Consider the following 17,656-nt stretch of genomic DNA (forward strand, 5'->3'; position numbering starts at 1 on the left):
CGCCCCGGCATCGGCCACTTTTTATCCACGAGGAGTTTTTCAACATGACCATCAAGTACACCAAGGACCACGAATGGGTGCAGGCCGAGGGCGGCAACGCCACGGTCGGCATCACCGTCCATGCGCAGGACGCGCTGGGCGACGTGGTCTTCGTCGACCTGCCCGAGGTCGGCAAGAGCTTCGCCCAGGGCGATGTCGCCGGCGTCGTCGAATCGGTGAAGGCCGCGGCCGACGTGTTCATGCCCGTCTCGGGCGAGATCACCGAAGTCAACGAAGCCCTGCGCGCCGATCCCTCGCTCGCCAACAGCGCGCCGCTGGCCGAAGGCTGGTTCTTCAAGGTCAAGCTGTCCGAACCGGCGCAGCTCGACGCGCTGATGGACGAAACCGCCTACGGCAAATTTGCCGAAGAAGCCTAAGTTCCGAAATCGGATTGCCGGACGCAGAGGACGCGAAGGTTTCGCGAAGAACGCAAAAAGGAGAACCGGCTTCGGCATCGCCCTCTGCCTGGTTCTTTTTTCATCGAATTCTTTCGCGCCCTTTGCGTAACCTTCGCGTCCTCTGCGTCCGGAAGTCCGCTCCCCCGCTCCTTCCTCCCCCGCCCGCCATGCCCACCCCCGCCGCCCTGCCCACCCTGCAAGAACTCGAGAACGCCGAGGAATTCATCGCCCGCCACATCGGCATCGATGCCGACGACGAGGCGCGCATGCTGCCCGTGATCGGGTCGGCCACGCGCGCCGAACTCATCGACGGCATCGTGCCCGCGGCGATCCGGCGCAGCAAGCCGATGCGGCTGCCGGCACCGGCCACCGAGGCCGACGCGCTGGCCGAGCTCAAGGCGATCGCGGCGAAGAACAAGGTGTTCCGCAACTTCATCGGCCAGGGCTACTACGGCACCCACACGCCGGGCGTGATCCTGCGCAACATCCTCGAGAACCCGGCCTGGTACACGGCCTACACGCCCTACCAGGCCGAGATCTCGCAGGGCCGCATGGAGGCGCTGGTCAACTTCCAGACCATGGTCTGCGACCTCACGGGCATGGCGATCGCCAATGCCTCGATGCTCGACGAGGCCACCGCGGCCGCCGAGGCGATGACGCTGGCCAAGCGCAGCGTGAAGAGCAAAAGCAACGTGTTCCTGGTCTCGGGCGACTGCCATCCGCAGACCATCGAGGTGGTGAAGACCCGCGCCGCGCCGCTGGGCATCGAGGTCAAGGTCAGCACCGCCTCGGAAACCCTGCCGCACCTGATGGCCAGCGGCGAATTCTTCGGCGTGCTGGCGCAGTACCCGGCCACCACCGGCCACGTGCACGACCTGCGCCCGCTCGCGGGCCACGCGCATCAGTACGGCGCGGCCTTCTGCGTCGCGGCCGACCTGCTGGCGCTGACCCTGCTCGCGCCACCCGGCGAATGGGATGCCGACATCGTCTGCGGAACCACCCAGCGCTTCGGCATGCCGCTGTGCAACGGCGGCCCGCACGCGGCCTACCTGGCCTGCCGCGACGATTTCAAGCGCTCGCTGCCGGGCCGCCTGGTCGGCGTGAGCGTCGACACCCATGGCCGCCCCGCCTACCGCCTTGCGCTGCAGACGCGCGAGCAGCACATCCGGCGCGAGAAGGCGACCTCGAACATCTGTACCGCGCAGGTGCTGCCCGCGGTGGTCGCGAGCATGTACGCGGTCTATCACGGCCCCGACGGCCTCACGCGCATCGCGCAGCGCGTGGCCGCGCTCACCGCCATCCTCGCGCGCGGCCTGGCCCAGATGGGCCGCGAGCCGGTCAACGAGACCGCCTTCGACTCGCTGACCATCCGCACCGGCGACGACACCGCGAAGATCCTCGAGCGCGCGCAGGCCGCCAACGTGAACCTGCGCCAGCGGCTGCAGCAGCACCTGGGCATCTCGCTCGACGAGACCAGCACGCGCGCCGACGTCGAGACCCTGTGGGCGCTGTTCGTGCCCGCCGGCACGCCGATGCCGCGCTTCGAGGAACTGGCCGCCAACACCGCGCCGCGCATCCCGCAGGAACTGCGCCGCGCGAGCACCTTCCTGTCGCACCCGGTGTTCAACACCCACAAGAGCGAGACCGCGATGCTGCGCTACATCCGCAGCCTGTCGGACAAGGACCTCGCGCTCGACCGCAGCATGATCCCGCTGGGCAGCTGCACCATGAAGCTCAACGCGACCAGCGAGATGATCCCGATCACCTGGCCCGAGTTCGCGAACATCCATCCCTTCGCGCCGGCCGAGCAGCTGCAGGGCTATGCCCAGCTCGACGCCCAGCTGCGCGCCTGGCTCTGCGAAGCCACCGGCTACGCGGGCATCAGCCTGCAGCCCAATGCCGGCTCGCAGGGCGAGTACGCGGGCCTGCTGGCGATCCGCGCCTTCCACGAGGCCAAGGGCGAAGGCCACCGCAACATCTGCCTGATCCCCTCGTCGGCGCACGGCACCAATCCCGCGAGCGCGCAGATGGTGGGCCTGCAGGTGGTGGTGACGGCCTGCGACGCGCAGGGCAACGTCGACCTCGACGACCTGAAGCGCGCCTGCGAGAAGCACGGCAGGAACCTGGCCGCGGTGATGATCACCTACCCGAGCACGCACGGCGTGTTCGAGACCCGCGTGAAGGAGCTGTGCGAGCTGGTGCATGCGCACGGCGGCCGCGTGTACGTCGACGGCGCCAACATGAATGCGCTGGTGGGCGTGGCCGCGCCGGGCGAGTTCGGCGGCGACGTGAGCCACCTGAACCTGCACAAGACCTTCTGCATTCCGCACGGCGGCGGCGGTCCGGGCGTGGGCCCGGTCTGCGTGGTCGAGGACCTCGTGCCCTACCTGCCGGGGCATGCGACCGCGGGCGTGTCGGGCCATGGCGTGGGCGCCGTGTCGGCGGCGCCGCTGGGCAATGCGGCCGTGCTGCCGATCAGCTGGATGTACTGCCGCATGATGGGCGCGAAGGGCCTGCAGGCCGCGACCGAGACCGCGATCCTCAGCGCCAACTACATCAGCGCGCGGCTCAAGGACCACTATCCCACGCTGTACGCGAGCCCCAACGGCCATGTCGCGCACGAGTGCATCCTCGACCTGCGCCCGCTCAAGGACACCAGCGGCGTCACCGCCGAGGACGTCGCCAAGCGCCTGATCGACTACGGCTTCCACGCGCCCACGCTGAGCTTCCCGGTGCCGGGCACGCTGATGGTGGAGCCGACCGAGAGCGAGCCGCTGGCCGAGCTCGACCGCTTCATCGAGGCGATGATCGCCATCCGCGGCGAGATCCGCCGCATCGAGGAAGGCGTCTGGCCGAAGGACGACAACCCGCTCAAGCACGCGCCGCACACGGCCGCGAGCCTGCTCGGCAGCGAATGGGGCCATCCCTATGCGCGCGAGCTAGGCGCCTTCCCGCTGGCCGGGCTCAAGGACGCCAAGTACTGGCCGCCGATCGGCCGCGTCGACAACGTCTACGGCGACCGCAACCTGTTCTGCAGCTGCGTGCCGGTGGGCGAGTACCAGGAAACCGAAGCGGCCTGATTCTGACCGACGCCGCATGGACCCCGGCGAGATCGCCTCGCTCAAGTCGCGCTGGCGCGGCTGCGTCTGGGCCCACACGCTGAGCGACGACGAGGCCGAGGTGCTGCTGCCGCAGCTGCGCTTCGTCGAACTCGCCGCGGGCCAGGCCATCTGGCACCGCGGCGATCCGGCCGAGCACTGGGTCGGCATGGGGCGCGGCAGCATGAAGCTGTGCACCACCTCGGCCTCGGGCAAGCCGGTCACCTTCATGGGCCAGGCCTTCAGCTGGGTCGGCGAGGTCGAGCTGATCCGCAACGAGCCGCGCTTTTGCGATGCGGTGGCGCTGTCCGACGCGGTGATCATCAAGATGCCGAAGGCGGCCTTCTTCCACCTGCTCGACGGCAACCGCGCCTTCAACCGCTTCGTGCTGCAGCTGCTGAGCGAGCGGCTCACGCAGTCGATGGCCGTCACGCTGTCGGACCGCACGCTCGACCCGGTCGCCAAGGTCGCGCAGAGCCTGGCCTCGCTGTTCGGTCCCGCGGGCTTTCCGCCGCGCTCGCTCGAGCTGCAGGTCTCGCAGGCCGAGCTCGCGCTCTACTGCAACATGTCGCGCCCGCGGCTCAACGCGGCGCTGCGACGGCTCGAGGCCGAGGACCTGCTCACGCTCGGCTACCAGATCGTGACCTTGCGCGACCTCGATGCGCTGCGTGCCTACCGCGCCGCGCCCTCGGCCGCGAGCGGCAGCCACACGCGGCCCGAGACCGCATAGGCGTTGTCGCCGGCGATGCCGGCCACCGGCGCGCCCGACGCGGGCGCCCAGACGTACTGCGCATGCGTGGCGAACAGCGCCACGCCGAGCTCGTCGCCTGGACGCAAGCGCGCGGCCACGCCGCCGAGCGCGATGCGCTGCCGCCCCGGCGGCGCGGGCACCACCTGGTCCGACAGCAGCATCAGTTCGCCGTTGCGGCGCAGCGCGAGCCCCACCAGCGCCACGCCGGGTCCGCCGGCCGCCCGCACGTCGAGCTCGGCCTCGGGCACGCCGGCCAGCACCGCGCCGCGTGGTGCATCGGTCGGCAAGGGAACGAAGACCGGCGCCGGCGAACCCGCGCGCACCTCGGTGCGCGCGAGGGCCGCGCCGAACCGCGCCGCGATCGGCGCCGTGCCCTCGAAGGCCGTACCGTCGTCGAGCGCGATGCACAGCCGTGGCACCGAAGACGCGGCCGGCTCGATGTCGCGCAGCTTGGCATCGAGCCAGACGAGCATCGCGTCCATCGCATCGACGCTGCCGCAGCGCGCCGGCTTGTCGCGCTGCCCCGCGCGCGGATTCACATGGCCCGAGCGCAGCACCATGAGCCGCACGTCGCCGCCGCCGGCCTTGAGCTGGCGCCAGTTGCGCAGGCCCTCGCCCATGTCGAACAGCACGTCCTCGCTGGCCTGCACCACCAGCGCATCGACGCGGCGCGACGGCTGCCCGGACCAGCTCAGGCCCGAGGGCCCGTGCGCCTGGTAGGCATCGCGCAGCCGCTGCGCATCGGCGCCCATGTCGTTCCAGGCCCAGGCACCGGCCTTCGGCGCCGTCTCGCACAGCGGCCGCAGCAGGCCGCCGTCGCGCACCTTGCCGCGCTGCGCCATGAAGCATTCGAACTGCACGAAGCCCTGCTTGAGCACGCCCTGCGGCGCCAGCGAATGCTGCAGGTCGTACCAGGTCATCGACGGGATCGCGGTCGCGATGCGCGGATCGAGCTGCGCGAGCTGCATCTGGTAGCCGCCGCCATACGAGCCACCGATGGTGCCGATGCGCGGCTTGCCGTCCGCGCCCTTGCGCAGCGGCAGCTCGCGCTCGGCCCAGTCGATCAGGCTGCGGATGTCGGCGATCTCGGATTGCGGATCCATGATGCGGCTGTCGCCGCCGCTGTCGCCGTGGCCGCGGTGGTCGAAGCTGATCACCGCGTAGCCGCGCTCGACCAGCGTGGGCACGAGGCGGTCGACGCGCGACCAGTAGCTCGCGCCCGGATCGGTGTCGCGCGGCGGCAGTTCGCGCAGCCGGCCGAGGCCGAAGCCGCTCGCATGCAGCACCAGCGGATAGCCGCCCTCGGGCTTCGCATCGGGCAGGAACAGCGTGAACGCGACCTTGGTGCCCTTGGCCGCCTCGGCGCCGGCGAGCGGATCGGGCACCGTCGATTGCACCGCATGCTGCTGCACGGTGGCCGCGTGCGCCGCCGGCAAGGCCATGCAGGCGGCGGCGCACAGCGCGATGGCGTGGATCAGGGTCTTCATGTCTCGTTCGTTCCTCGTCGTGTCTTTCGAAGCACGCGACTCTAGGAACGGCGAGCCATGCTGTTTGTCCCCGCGGGAACAAAGGCGTCGCCAGGGGCGTGGCCGGCGCGCTGCCGGCCCGCGCTCAGGACTTCTTCTTCGCCACCTCGCCCGTGGCGATCTGCTGGCGCAGCGCGCGCAGGCTGGCCTTGAGCTTGCGCTCGTTCTCCGGGCCCATGCGCACCATGATCTTCTGGCCCGAGGACAGCGACTCGAGCTGCGGATCGACGTACTCGTAGCGCGTCCACGGGCGCTGCGAGGGATAGTCGCCCTTGATCTCGACCAGCCGCACCTGCACCGGGCCCTTGGGCTCGGGCGCGGCCAGCAGGTGGTCGATGACGGCGATCAACCGGTCGTTGAAATAGCGGCCCGGATAGCCGAGCTCTTCATAGGCCTGCTGGAACAGCGGATAGAGCCGCGCGTACACGCCCGCGGCCTTGGCTGGATCGACCGACTCCGCGAGCAGCACGAAGCCGTTGTAGCGCGCGGCATTGTTGGCCGCGATGGTCTGGTTGGCGCCCTGCCCTTCGGTGATGAAACGCTGGCCCGTGGGCTGCACCGGCCACGCGCTCGCGGGTGCCTGCTCGCGCGCGAGGTTGTCGACCGTGGCGACGAAGCGCCGCACCACGCCGTCGGGACGCAGGAAGGCGTTGGCGTTCTTGCCGCCGAGCAGTTCGGCCAGCGCCTTCAGCACGCGCGAATCGGAATCGGCCAGCGCGGGCAGCGCGGCATCGGGCGGCGCGAGCGCATCGACCGGGTTCTGCGGGCCCGAGGCCGCGGGGGCCGGCGCGGGCGCGGGCGGTGCGTCTTCGGGGGTGGTGGCGGCCACCGGCGGCGCCACGGGTTGTTGTTGCTGCTGGTACCAGCGCCAGCCGAAGTAGCCGGCCACCAGCAGCACCAGCACGAGCAGCGCCCACGGCAGCATGGAGCGCTCGCGGCGCGGTGCGTAGTCGCGGGTCTCGCCCGCGGTGCTCATGTCGCGTTCGGCACGGAAGTCGTTGTTGTCGTTCTCGGGCATGGCGGCGTGTCTCTCCTGTGGCGTGCGGTGCGTGATGACGAACCGTCATGTTGCACGAACAAGAGGACCGGAACGCGCCGGTCCTCGTAACCCCATGTGACGCCCTCGCCACACGGAAGTTCAGCCACGCCCTCGACACGCAGGCGGCGCCACCGGTTTCCGGGGCGCGCGCTCGGCGCTCAGTGCGCGGACGTGAGCGACTGCAGCCAGGCCAGCGTGCCTTGCAATTCAGCGGGCCGGATCTCGTGGCCGCCGGGGAAATCGCTGCCCGCGAGCGCGAGCGGCAGGCCGTGCGCCAGTTCGCGCGTGGCCTGCGCGGCCGCGGGCGGAATCACGTTGTCGGCGCTGCCATGGCTCACCCACAGCGACTTGCCTTCGAAGGCCTCGGGCGCGGCCACATGGGGCAGCACCTGCGGCAACAGCCGGCTGTGCCAGACCATCGCGGCGCGCATCGACGCCGGTTTGGTCAGCAGCAGCGACAGCGCCATGATCCCGCCCTGGCTGAAGCCGCCGACCACCACGCGCTCGGGCGGAATGCCCAGTTGCGCCGAAGCCGAGGCCAGCATCTCGCCGACCAGGAAGCGGCTCTCGCGCTCCTGGTCCTCGTCGATGCGGCGCTGGCCATCGGCCAGCACCTCGAACTCGAACCAGGCATAGGAACCCGGCGTGAGCACGTAGGGCGCGCGCAGGCTCAGCACATGGAACTGCGGCGGCATCAGGCGCGCGAGGCCGAACAGGTCCTGCTCGTTGCTGCCCACGCCATGCATCAGCACCAGCAGCCAGGGATCGCGCGTGCCCGCGGCGGTCGGTTGTTCGAGGAATTGAAGCGGCAGTTGGAGCGTGGTCATGTCGATGGAAGAAGAAAGCGGAGGGTCCTGTCAGCGCAGCGAAGCCTTGAAGCCTTCGGCGAGCGAGCGCGTGATCTCGGCGGTGGGCTGTTCGCGGCAGCCGCTCGCGTTCTGGCCCGACCACAGCGGCGAGAAGTCGCCGCTGCCCTGGGCCTCGGCCTTGGCGCGCAGCGGCGCGATCGCCGAGGTGGCGAGCGGGAATTCGGGCGGGGGGCCGAGCGGGCCCAGCTCGCGGATCACGCGGTTGACGATGCCGCGCGCGGGCCGGCCGGTGAACAGGTTGGTCAGCGCCGTGTGGCGTGCGGCCTCGCTCTTGAGCGCACCGCGGTGCATGGCGCTGGTGGTGGCCTCGTTGGCCAGCAGGTAGGCCGTGCCCACCTGCACGCCCGCCGCGCCCAGCGCCATCGCGGCCGCCACGCCCTGCGCATCGGCGATGCCGCCCGCGGCGATCACCGGCACGCGCAGCGTCTGCGCCAGTTGCGGCAGCAGCGCGAAGGTGCCCAGCTGCGCCGTGAGGTCGTGCGACAGGAAATGGCCGCGGTGCCCGCCGGCCTCGAGGCCCTGTGCGATCACCGCGTCGGCGCCGTTCGCCGCGAGCCAGCGGCCCTCCTCGACGGTGGTGGCCGAGGCCAGCACCTTCGCGCCCCAGCCCTTCACGCGCGCGAGCAGCTCGGCCGAGGGCAGCCCGAAATGGAAGCTCACCACCGGCGGACGGAACTCGGCCAGCAGCTCGGCGATTTCGGCGCTGAACGGGTTGCGGCCCGGGCCGGCCGCGATGCCCGCGGGGTCGATGCCGAACTCGGCGTAGTAGGGACCGAGCGCGGCGCGCCAGGTGGCTTCGCGCTCGGCGCTCGGCACCGGCGGCTGGTGGCAGAAGAAGTTGAGGTTGTAGGGCTTCGTCGTGCCCGCGCGGATCGCCGCGACCTCGCCGCGGATGGCGTCGTTCGAGAGCATCGCGCAGGGCAGCGAGCCCAGCGCGCCGGCGTTGCTCGCGGCGATCGCCATCGCGCTGCCCTGCACGCCCGCCATGGGGGCCTGGATCAGCGGCAGTTCGGTGCCCAGCAGTTGCAACAGCGTCGAGGTGGTGGTCATGAAAGAGGCTCCAGTGCGAACGGGGATTCTTCGGAAGGCGCGGCATGCCGATGCGCGCGCCGCACGCCCCGATTCTGAAGGGAAGCGCGGTCGGGCCGCCCGCGCGGGGTCATCGACGCGGCTTGAGCAACAATGCCCGCATGCGCACACCGACCCCGTCGAACCGCCCCGCTTCGCAGCGCCGGCCCCTCGCGATGCTCGCATCGCTCGCTGTGAGTACCGTGATGTTCATGCTGCTCACGGCCTGCACGCAGAACGAATCCGAAAGTGCGACAGCTGCGCAGGACACGGCCGCCGTGGAGGCCACGCCCGCGGCCGCGGACCCGGCGGCGCCCGCCACGCCCCGGCCCGAATTCTCGGCCACGCTGCAGCGCGATGCGCTGATGGCGCTGCTGTTCGAGCCGCCGCCCGTCGGCGAGACCGCGAGCCGCACCGACGACGTGCAACTGCCCGAGATCGGCAACGACGGCAAGCCGATGACCGAGGGCTTCGCGCCGACCCGCGCCCAGGTCTCGCCGCGCGAGGTGGTCCGGCTCGACGACACGCATGCCGTGCTGCTCACCGAGACCGTGCCGCTCGACGACCGCGGTCAGCCGATGGATGCCCACGTGGCGGGCGCATGGCTGGGCGCCTATTTCTTCGAGCAGGGCGACGCGGGCTGGAAGCTCGCGGGCCGCAACGACGGTGTCGACTACCTCGGCTTCTCGGGCAACATCGGCCTCACGCGCGTCGAGCGCATCGCGCCGCAGCGCTTCGTGCTGACCGTCACGAGCGGCAGCTGCTGGCAGGGCTACTGCGGCAGCTGGCTCTCGGTCTACGAGATCGGCGCCGCCGAGGTGCGCCAGCTGATCGAGGGCGTGCCGCTGGGCGCCGACAACGGCGGTGCCGACGGTGCCTGCGAGCCGGTGCTGCAGGGCACGCGCCCCGAGGAAGCGCCGCGCGGCGCCTGCTACCGCGTCGACGGCAAGCCCGAGTTCGCGCTCGGCACGCAGGACGATCCGGGCGAGCTGCAGATCGTCTTCAAGGGCGCGACCACGCGCGATGCGAACGACCTGCGCGTGCAGGCCGTCGACGAGCAGCTGGTCTACAGCCTGCGCAACGGCGCCTATGCGCTGGTGCAGGGCCGCAATCCCGTGCCCTCGTTCTGAGACGGGCGCCGAGCGATGGGCTTCATCCCCGACCGCCGCATCGAAGCCGAGGCCACCGAGGCCGCGGCCGAGATGATCGAGCGCGCGCGCCGCAACTTTGATGTGGCGCTCGATTTCACCGACGCCAGCATCCGCAAGGTCGAGGCGCTGCTGCAGCAGCTGCACCTGCGCGCGCGCAACGACAAGCCGAGCGACGCGCAGGTCTTCGACTACGCCAAGGGCCTGGGCAGCTACGTGGGCGAGGTGTTCCGCCGCAACCATGGCGCCGAATGGGGTGTGGTCGCGCTCGGCGACGACAGCTACCCCGGCATGCGCAGCGCCCAGCGCGAGCAGCTGTTCTGGCCCTGGCGCCGCGCCTACAACCGCATCGTCAACGGCCCCTGCGACAACGTCTGGCACTACTACCAGCTGCTGGTGGAACGCGCGGGCGGCACCTTGGCCGTGCACGACGACGGCATGCCGTCGAACTTCGCGCCGCCGACGATGAACTACGGCCGCGCGCGCGCCGCGGCCACCGCGAAGGCTTCGCCCGGCGTGCGCTTCAGCGCGAATGCGATGGGCGGCGTGCCCGGGCGCGCGAAGCGACCCGCGACCTCGGCCGCGCCCGCGCCGGTGCGCAAGCCCTGGTGGAAGTTCTGGTGAGCCTCACACCAGCTGAAGGTCCTTCGGCGTCACGCCGTCGAACACCTTCGCGACCTGCGCGGGCGACAGTCCGTACATGCGCTGGAACAACCCGCCGAGCACCGCGCGGTATTCGTTGAGCACCGGGTAGTCGCGGTTCTGGAACAGCGTGGCGGCCGTCAGCGCCTGCTGCTCGCCGACCACGCGGCCGCCGGCCTGCGCCGAGAGGCCGCCGCCGAGCACCCAGTAGACCGTGCCATGGCCATGGTCGGTGCCCTTGTTGCCGTTCTCGCGGAAGGTGCGGCCGAACTCGCTGATGACCACCACCACGGTCTGGCGCCAGTTCTCGGGCTCCATCTCCTGCGCGAAGGCCGCGAGGCCGCGGCCCAGTTCCTCGAAGCGGTTCGCGAGGTAACCGGTGGCCGCGCCCTGCCCCACGTGCGTGTCCCAGCCGCCGACGTCGACGAAGCCGAGGTCGTAGCGCTCGCGCATCAGCGCGGCCATGCGGCGCGCCACGAGTTCGAAGCCCCTGGAAGTCATGGCGTTGCGGCTGGCGGCGTCCATCTCGGCCTGCATCGCGCGCCGCACCTCGTCGCGCACCTGGAAGCCCTCGGCCACGGTCTGCGCGAGCGGCGTGTCGCGGTACATCGAGGCGATGAGCTGGCTCTGGCGCGCATCGAGCGTGGGGCGCGCATTGCCCGCGAGCGCCATGTTGGCGGCCCTCGCATCGCCGCGCAGCGAGATCGGCAACTGGTCCGTGAAGGCCATCGGCGAGACATCGGTCAGCGGCCCCGCGCCGAGCACGCCCGCGAGGCGGTTGAGGAAGCCCGAGCGGTAGTCGCGCCGGCGGTCGAGCGCCTGGCCCAGCTCGATGCCGTCCTGCGTCTCGAAGTGGCTGCGCGTGAGGTCGTCGGTGCCGGCGAAGGCGATGAACGCGGCCTGCTTCTGCTGGAACAGCGGCATCACGCTCTGCGCCAGCGCGGGATGCAGGCCCCAGTCGGCATCGAGCGGCAAGGCGCCGCCGCTGGTGCCCGGCCGCGCGATCGCGATGCCGGGCCGCGAGGCGTAGTAGAAGTCGCTCGCGGTGGGCACCAGCAGGCTGGTGCTGTCGTAGGCACCGCGCAGGAACACGACCAGCAGCTTGGCGCCCTCGGCGGCCGGCGCGGCGATCAGGCGGGCGGCGGCGCCGGCCAGCGGCGCGGCGGCGGCGAAACGGAGCAGTTCTCGGCGTTGCATGAGCGTGGTCCTTGTGGGGGTGGGCGTCAGCGGCGCATCAGCTCGGGCGCGGCCAGCAGCAGCGTGTTCCATTCGGGCGGGTTCTTCGCCTGCGCGAGCACCTCGCGCGTGCCGGGGCCGAAGCCGGTCTGCAGCTCGCGCACGACGGGCGATTCGGCCAGTGGCGGGAAGGCCGGTTTCTCCATCGGCGCCTTGGTGTCGTTGAGAAACAGCACGGCACCGGTCGCACCCAGGACGCGCGCGATCTCGAAGCGCGTGTTCATCTGCCCGGCGCTGGCCCAGGCCGCCTCGTGCAGCGGATAGCCATCGGGCGTCTCGTGGCCGTAGAGCGGCTCGCCCATGCGGTCGATCCAGTTGAGCATCGGGCCCACGTTCGCCACCACGCGGCCGTCGTAGGCCAGCCGCACGCCGGCCACCACGTAGTGCACCGGGTCGCGGAACTTGCGGCCCAGCGATGCCGCGAATTCGGGCGACTCGAACAGCGTGCGCAAGGTGGCGGCGATATCGCCATCGCTGCGCGTGAAGCTCGCGGCCATGCGCTCGACCAGCGCGCTCTGCGGATCGTCGGCCACGAAATAGACGGCGAGCTTGCGCGAGACGAAGCGCGCGGTGGCCGGCGCGCGCGCGAGGCGGTCGAGCGCCTCGTCGACCTCGGCCAGGCCGCGACCGCGGATCGGCTCGCCCAGCAGCGTCTTGGGACCGTAGTCGTGGCGGTTGGGATTGAACTCGAACAGGCCCTGGCGCCGGTAGTCGGCGGCGATCGCGGCCTTGAGCTTCGGCGGCGGCGCATCGGCCGGCTGCAGGCTCACGCCGACACCGGTGAGCACGCGCGCGAGTTCCTGCACGTCGGCCTGCGAATAGCCGCTGCCCACGCCGAGCGTGTGCAGCTCCATCAGCTCGCGCGCGTAGTTCTCGTTGATGCGGTTGGCGGCGTTCTGCACGTTGTCGAGGTAGCGCAGCATCGCGGGATGGTGCAGCGTGGCACCGAGCAGGTCGCGAAACCGCCCCAGCGCCTGCGGGCGGATCGCGTTCTCCTCGTAGTCGCCGATCAGCGCGCGCATGTCGCCGCCCTTGCGCTGGCTGACGTTGAAGTGGTTCATCCAGAACCAGGTCATCTGCTCCTGCAGCTGGTTCGGCGAATAGAGCGCGCGCAGCACGAAGCGCTGCTGCGCCTCGCGCGCGAGCCGGTTCAGGTGCTGCTGGTAGGCCTGGCGCGCGGCCTTCTTCTGGTCCTCGTCGGCCAGCGCGTCGGCGGCCTTGCGCTCGGCATCGAGCGCGATCGCGAGCGTGTCCATGGGCGTGCGCGCGATCTCCATCGCGTCGATCTGCGCCTGGGCCTCGGGCGGCAGCGGCTGTGGCACGGGCTTGAGTTGCCGTCCCATCCACACCGCCAAGCCCTGCTTGGTGACCTCGGCCTGACCGCTGGCGTTCGCGCCCCAGCTCACGCGGTCGAGCCAGCGCAGCTGGGTCAGTGCATCGGGCGGTGCGCCGCGCAGCGCGATCGGTGTCGCATCGGGCCGCGTGCCGAGCGCGCAGCCCGCGAGCCACAGCGCCGCGGCCGCCAGCCATGCGCCCCTCGCGAGGCGCGACCGGATCGAAAAGATGTGCATGGTGGGTTCAACCCGCGCCCTCGGTGCGCGGTTGACCCCAGCATGCCAGCGCCGTGTAAAGCCGCGAGTCAGCTTCGTTTCAAGGCGAAACGCAGCCGCGGCTCATGACGACTAAGACGGCTTCAAGCGCCTCAGGCCGACGCCACCGCGCTGGGCTGCGCCCCCGCGATCTGCCGCAGCGCGCGCTCGAACACCTCCACCGGCTGGCCGCCAGAGATCAGGTGCTGGTCGTTGATGATGATCGCGGGCACCGAGTGGATGCCCGCGTCGGTGTACATGCGTTCGCGCGCGCGGGTCTCGGCCGCGTACTCGTCGCTCGCGAGGATCTCGCGTGCCCGCGCCGCATCGAGCCCCGCGGCGGCCGCGAGGCGCACCAGCACCTCGGGGTCGGAGGGATTCTCGGCATCGGTGAAGTAGGCCTTGAGCAGCGACTTCTTCAGCGCAACCTGCTTGGCCGCGTCCTCGAGCTCGGCCCAGTGCAGCAGCCGGTGCGCGTCGAAGGTGTTGTAGATGCGCGGCCGGCCCTCGGGGTTGAACACGAAGCCGACGGCCTCGCCGCGCTGGCGGATAGCCTCGCGCATCTGGGCCTGCTGCTCGCGCGTGGAACCGTATTTCTGGTTCAGGTGCTCGAAGGTGTCCTGGCCCTCGGGCGGCATCTGCGGGTTCAGCTCGAAGGGCTGGAAGTGCAGCTCGGCCGTCACCCCGGGCGCCACGCGGGCGATCGCCGCCTCGAGCGAGCCCAGGCCGACGGCGCACCAGGGGCAGGAGACGTCCGAGACGAAATCGATCTTGAGGTGGGAGGAGGATGGGGTCGTCATGGCCGCCATTCTTCCGCGCGGCGGCGGCCTTGTCAGGTGCAAGGTCTTCCGCCGCCCCGCTCCCGCTCCTCTCGCGGCGTCAGGCCGTGGCGCGCGCCGCCACCGGGCTCGCGCCCAGGGTCTGGGCCCGCAGGCGGTCGTACTCGGCCTTGTCGACCGGCACGGCACCGGGGTCGCCGAGGTCGTTCATGTGCACGCGGTAGGTCTCGCGCGCGCTGATCGCGGCCAGCGCGGCCAGCACGGTCACGGCGAAGGTGATGCTGCCCACGGTGAGCCAGATGTTGCTGGAACCGGGAGGCGCGACCGCGGCGAACAGCGCGGGCAGCAGCGCGGTGAAGGTGGTGCCGATGTTCTGCGAGATGGCCATCGCCGACACCCGGTTGCGGGTGCGGAACAGCTCGGGATAGAAGCTCGGGAAGGTCGCGTTGTAGCCCTGGTAGACGATGCCCCACATCAAGAGCGACATGCAGATCGCGAGCGGCACGTTGCGCACGCTGATGGCATAGAGGTAGGCGAACGAGAGCAGGCCCGAGGCCAGCGCGCCGACGATGATCGGCGGCTTGCGGCCGATGCGGTCCGAGAGATTGCCCACGAACGGGATCACCAGCACCGCGAGGATGTTGCCGAGCACCGGGATCCACAGGTAGACGTCCTTCTGGAAGCCGATGCCGTAGGCCGACTGCACCGCGTAGGCGGCACCGAAGATGGTGGCGACCACCGGGATCACGTTCATCAGCGCCATGCAGACCACGCGCAGCATGTCGGCCCAGCTGTCGGTGAAGGCCTGCACGATCGGCGAGCGCGGCACCTCGCCCTTCTTGTCGGCCTCGGCGAAGGCCGGGGTCTCGTCGACCTCGCGACGGATGATGTAGCCCGCGATGATGACGACGAAGCTCAGCAGGAAGGGAATGCGCCAGCCCCACGAGTTGAAGGCCTCTTCCGGCATGTAGTGCGCGAGCGGCAGGAACACGGCGGCTGCCATGATCTGGCCGGCCTGCACGCCCTGCAGCGTGAAGCTCGCGAAGAAGCCGCGCCGGCCGAAGGGCGCGTGCTCGAGGATCATCGAGCTCGCGCCCGAGATCTCGCCGGCCACCGCGAAGCCCTGGATCAGCCGCAGGATCACCAGCAGCGCGGGCGCCGCCAGGCCGATCTGGTCATAGGTGGGCAAGAGGCCCACGGCCACGGTCGAGAAGCCCATGAGGAACATGCACAGGATCAGCACCTGCTTGCGCCCGTGCGTGTCGCCCCAGTGGCCGAGCACGAAGGCGCCGATGGGCCGCGCGACATAGCCCACGCCGTAGGTCGCGAGCGAGGCGATGATGGCCGTGGTCGGGTCGCCCTTGGGAAAGAAGATCTGCGGAAAGATCAGCGCCGCGGCGGTGGCGTAGATGAAGAAGTCGTAGTACTCGAGCGCCGAGCCGATCCAGCCGCTGGCGGCGGCCTTCTTCGACTGGTGCTTGCCTTGAGGCTCGTGAGCCGTGGTGTTCGCCATGGTTTGTCTCCGGTGTGGACGAGGATGAGCGGGTGAATAATTGGGTGAACGAAAGGGAAATCAGTCCTGGGCCTGCGAGGCCATGCGCGCCGGCGCGTTGAGCGCGCCGTAGGCGTCGTAGCCGCCGATGCGCTGCGCCACCTCGAAGAACAGGCCGTCTTCGAAGCTCTCGGTGTAGATGTGCAGGTAGTCGCCGGCCGGCGAGCGGTCGAACAGCACGCCCGCAGCGCGCATGCGTTCGAGCAGCGCGGCATCGAGATCGATGCGCGTGGCGAGGTCGTCGTAGTAGTTGTCCGAGATCGGCACGAAGCGCACGCCGTTGGCGCGCAGCCGCGCGACCGACGCGAAGATGTCGTCGCTGCGCAGCGCCACGTGGTGCACCGCGCCGCCGCCCTGCGCATGCACGGTGCGCGCGGTGCGCGTGCGCTGGCTCAGCGACACGTTGAGCACGAGCCGCAGGCTGCGCGCGGCGTCGGCCACGCCGCGGCTCTTGATCAGCCCGAAGGGATCGGCCAGCTCGAGGCTTTCGCCGACCTCGAGCCCGAGCACGGCGCGCGAGAACAGCACCCAGGTGTCGAGCTGGTCGAGCGCAAGGCCCAGCGCGACGTGGTCGATGGCGCGCAGGCCGGCGTCCTCGCCCTCCTCTTCGCCCGGCTCGAGGATGAAGTCGGCTTCGTAGAGCCCCGTGGCGCCGAGCGACGACGGGATGAAATGCAGCAGGTTGCCGCCCGGCACCACGATCGCGGGCACGGCCTGCTCGCCGGGGCCGACCGGGCTGTCGTGCCGCTGCGAGCACAGCGCGGTGGCGCGCGCCACGGCCGCTTGCGGATCGTCGGTGCGCACGCCCAGTGCGCAGACCGAGGTGCCGTGCGCCTCGAAGCGCGTGCGCGCGAAGCTCTCGGGCTGCGCATTCACGACCATGTGGATGTCGCCCTGGCGGTAGAGCGTGACGGCCTTCGAGCGATGGCGGCCCGCGCGGCGAAAGCCCAGTTGCTGCAGCAGCGCACCGAGTGCGCCGGCCGAGGCCTCGTCGGCCGCGAACTCGATGAAGGACAGGCCGCGAAAGGCCGGCGCCTGCGGCGGATCGAACAGCAAGGGCCGTGCTGCCGGAACGCGCTCGCGCACCTGGCTCTCGAGGTACAGCAGCGAGCGCATCGCATCGACCGCGGTGCGGCGGTTCGGCGTCTCGCGGAACAGGTCGTTGAAGATCTCGAGCGACAGCGGCCCGGTGTAGCCGGCACGCAGCACCTGTGCATAGAAGCCCGTCACGTCGAAATCGCCCTGCCCCGGAAACACGCGGTGGTGGCGCGCCCACTGCAGCACGTCCATCGAGAGCTGCGGCGCATCGGCCATCTGCAGGAAGAAGATCTTCTCGCCCGGGATGTCGGCGATGCCGGCCGGATCGTCGCGCAGCGACAGCGTGTGGAAGCTGTCGAGGATCAGGCCCAGCGCGGGATGGCCGGCGCGCCGCACGAGGTCCCAGGCCTGGCCATAGCGCGAGGTGAAGCGGCCCCAGGCCAGCGCCTCGAAGCCCACGCGCAGGCCGTGGGCCGCGGCGCGTTCGGCCAGCGCATGCAGCTGCGCGGCGGCGCGCGCGGGATCGTCGATGGCGAGCGGCGAGGTGTTCGAGCAGCACAGCATCAGCGGTACGCCCAGCGCGGCCATCAGCTCGAACTTGCGCTCGGCGCGCTCCAGGCCGCGGCGGAACTGCGGCTCGGGCATGCCTTCGAAATCGCGAAACGGCTGGTAGAGGTCGATCGCCAGGCCCAGGTCGGCCGCGAGGCCGCGCAGCTCGGCGGCCGTGCCCTTGAAGTTGACGAAGTCGCTCTCGAACAGCTCGATGCCGTCGAAGCCCGCTGCGGCGATCGCCTCGAGCTTCTGGCGCAAGGTGCCGCTGAGCGAGACGGTGGCGATCGAGCGGTGCATGCGCCGCGCGGCGCGCTGCGGAAGGTCGGCGGAGG

14 protein-coding genes are annotated in these 17,656 nt (G+C 70.7%); 5 read left to right on the forward strand and 9 right to left on the reverse strand.

The window, feature by feature from the left end; genetic code table 11:
* The first annotated feature begins 44 nt into the window (after positions 1–44).
* From gcvH to INQ48_19730, 3 genes are all read left to right on the forward strand, one after another.
* Positions 45–416, forward strand: a complete 372-nt coding sequence (gcvH, locus tag INQ48_19720) for a glycine cleavage system protein GcvH (GenBank protein ID QRF55613.1) — start codon at positions 45–47, stop codon at positions 414–416.
* A 188-nt stretch (positions 417–604) separates the two neighbouring features.
* A complete protein-coding gene (gene gcvP, locus INQ48_19725; GenBank protein QRF55614.1) occupies positions 605–3,517 on the forward strand; it encodes an aminomethyl-transferring glycine dehydrogenase in 2,913 nt (970 codons plus the stop codon).
* A 16-nt stretch (positions 3,518–3,533) separates the two neighbouring features.
* Complete coding sequence (locus tag INQ48_19730; protein QRF55615.1) at positions 3,534–4,265, forward strand: Crp/Fnr family transcriptional regulator; 732 nt, start codon at positions 3,534–3,536, stop codon at positions 4,263–4,265.
* On the opposite strand, the gene INQ48_19735 is transcribed toward INQ48_19730, so the two are convergent.
* The 4 genes from INQ48_19735 to INQ48_19750 form a co-directional block, all read right to left on the reverse strand.
* Complete coding sequence (locus tag INQ48_19735; GenBank protein QRF55616.1) at positions 4,208–5,773, reverse strand: alpha/beta hydrolase; 1,566 nt, start codon at positions 5,771–5,773, stop codon at positions 4,208–4,210. The two genes, INQ48_19730 and INQ48_19735, sit on opposite strands and share 58 nt — an antisense overlap.
* Before the next feature lie 124 nt (positions 5,774–5,897).
* On the reverse strand, positions 5,898–6,788 hold the full coding sequence (locus tag INQ48_19740; protein QRF60811.1) for a DUF3014 domain-containing protein: 891 nt from the start codon (positions 6,786–6,788) through the stop codon (positions 5,898–5,900).
* A gap of 221 nt (positions 6,789–7,009) precedes the next feature.
* Positions 7,010–7,678, reverse strand: a complete 669-nt coding sequence (locus tag INQ48_19745; protein QRF55617.1) for a phospholipase — start codon at positions 7,676–7,678, stop codon at positions 7,010–7,012.
* A gap of 30 nt (positions 7,679–7,708) precedes the next feature.
* Positions 7,709–8,770, reverse strand: a complete 1,062-nt coding sequence (locus INQ48_19750; GenBank protein QRF55618.1) for a nitronate monooxygenase — start codon at positions 8,768–8,770, stop codon at positions 7,709–7,711.
* Positions 8,771–8,910: 140 nt separating this feature from the next.
* Between INQ48_19750 and INQ48_19755 the strand changes: the two genes are divergently transcribed.
* Positions 8,911–9,918, forward strand: a complete 1,008-nt coding sequence (locus tag INQ48_19755; protein QRF55619.1) for a hypothetical protein — start codon at positions 8,911–8,913, stop codon at positions 9,916–9,918.
* 15 nt (positions 9,919–9,933) lie between these two features.
* Positions 9,934–10,560, forward strand: a complete 627-nt coding sequence (locus INQ48_19760) for a hypothetical protein (protein QRF55620.1) — start codon at positions 9,934–9,936, stop codon at positions 10,558–10,560.
* A gap of 3 nt (positions 10,561–10,563) precedes the next feature.
* Here the strand turns inward: INQ48_19760 and INQ48_19765 are convergent, their stop codons facing one another.
* From INQ48_19765 to INQ48_19785, 5 genes are all read right to left on the reverse strand, one after another.
* Positions 10,564–11,775: a DUF1501 domain-containing protein gene (locus tag INQ48_19765; GenBank protein QRF55621.1), complete on the reverse strand. Its 1,212-nt coding sequence runs from the start codon at positions 11,773–11,775 to the stop codon at positions 10,564–10,566.
* Between the two features lie 26 nt (positions 11,776–11,801).
* A complete protein-coding gene (locus INQ48_19770; GenBank protein QRF55622.1) occupies positions 11,802–13,385 on the reverse strand; it encodes a DUF1800 domain-containing protein in 1,584 nt (527 codons plus the stop codon).
* 131 nt (positions 13,386–13,516) lie between these two features.
* Positions 13,517–14,212 (reverse strand): DsbA family oxidoreductase, encoded by a 696-nt coding sequence (locus INQ48_19775; protein QRF55623.1) that lies wholly within the window; start codon positions 14,210–14,212, stop codon positions 13,517–13,519.
* A 70-nt stretch (positions 14,213–14,282) separates the two neighbouring features.
* Positions 14,283–15,695, reverse strand: coding sequence for an MHS family MFS transporter (locus tag INQ48_19780; protein QRF55624.1), 1,413 nt, complete (start codon positions 15,693–15,695; stop codon positions 14,283–14,285).
* Positions 15,696–15,755: 60 nt separating this feature from the next.
* The gene (locus tag INQ48_19785) at positions 15,756–17,621 is read right to left on the reverse strand and encodes a sugar phosphate isomerase/epimerase and 4-hydroxyphenylpyruvate domain-containing protein (GenBank protein ID QRF60812.1); all 1,866 of its coding nucleotides are present in this window, start codon (positions 17,619–17,621) and stop codon (positions 15,756–15,758) included.
* Positions 17,622–17,656 lie beyond the last annotated feature (35 nt).

The organism is Variovorax paradoxus, assembly GCA_016806145.1.
In the GTDB taxonomy this organism is placed as follows: domain Bacteria; phylum Pseudomonadota; class Gammaproteobacteria; order Burkholderiales; family Burkholderiaceae_C; genus Variovorax.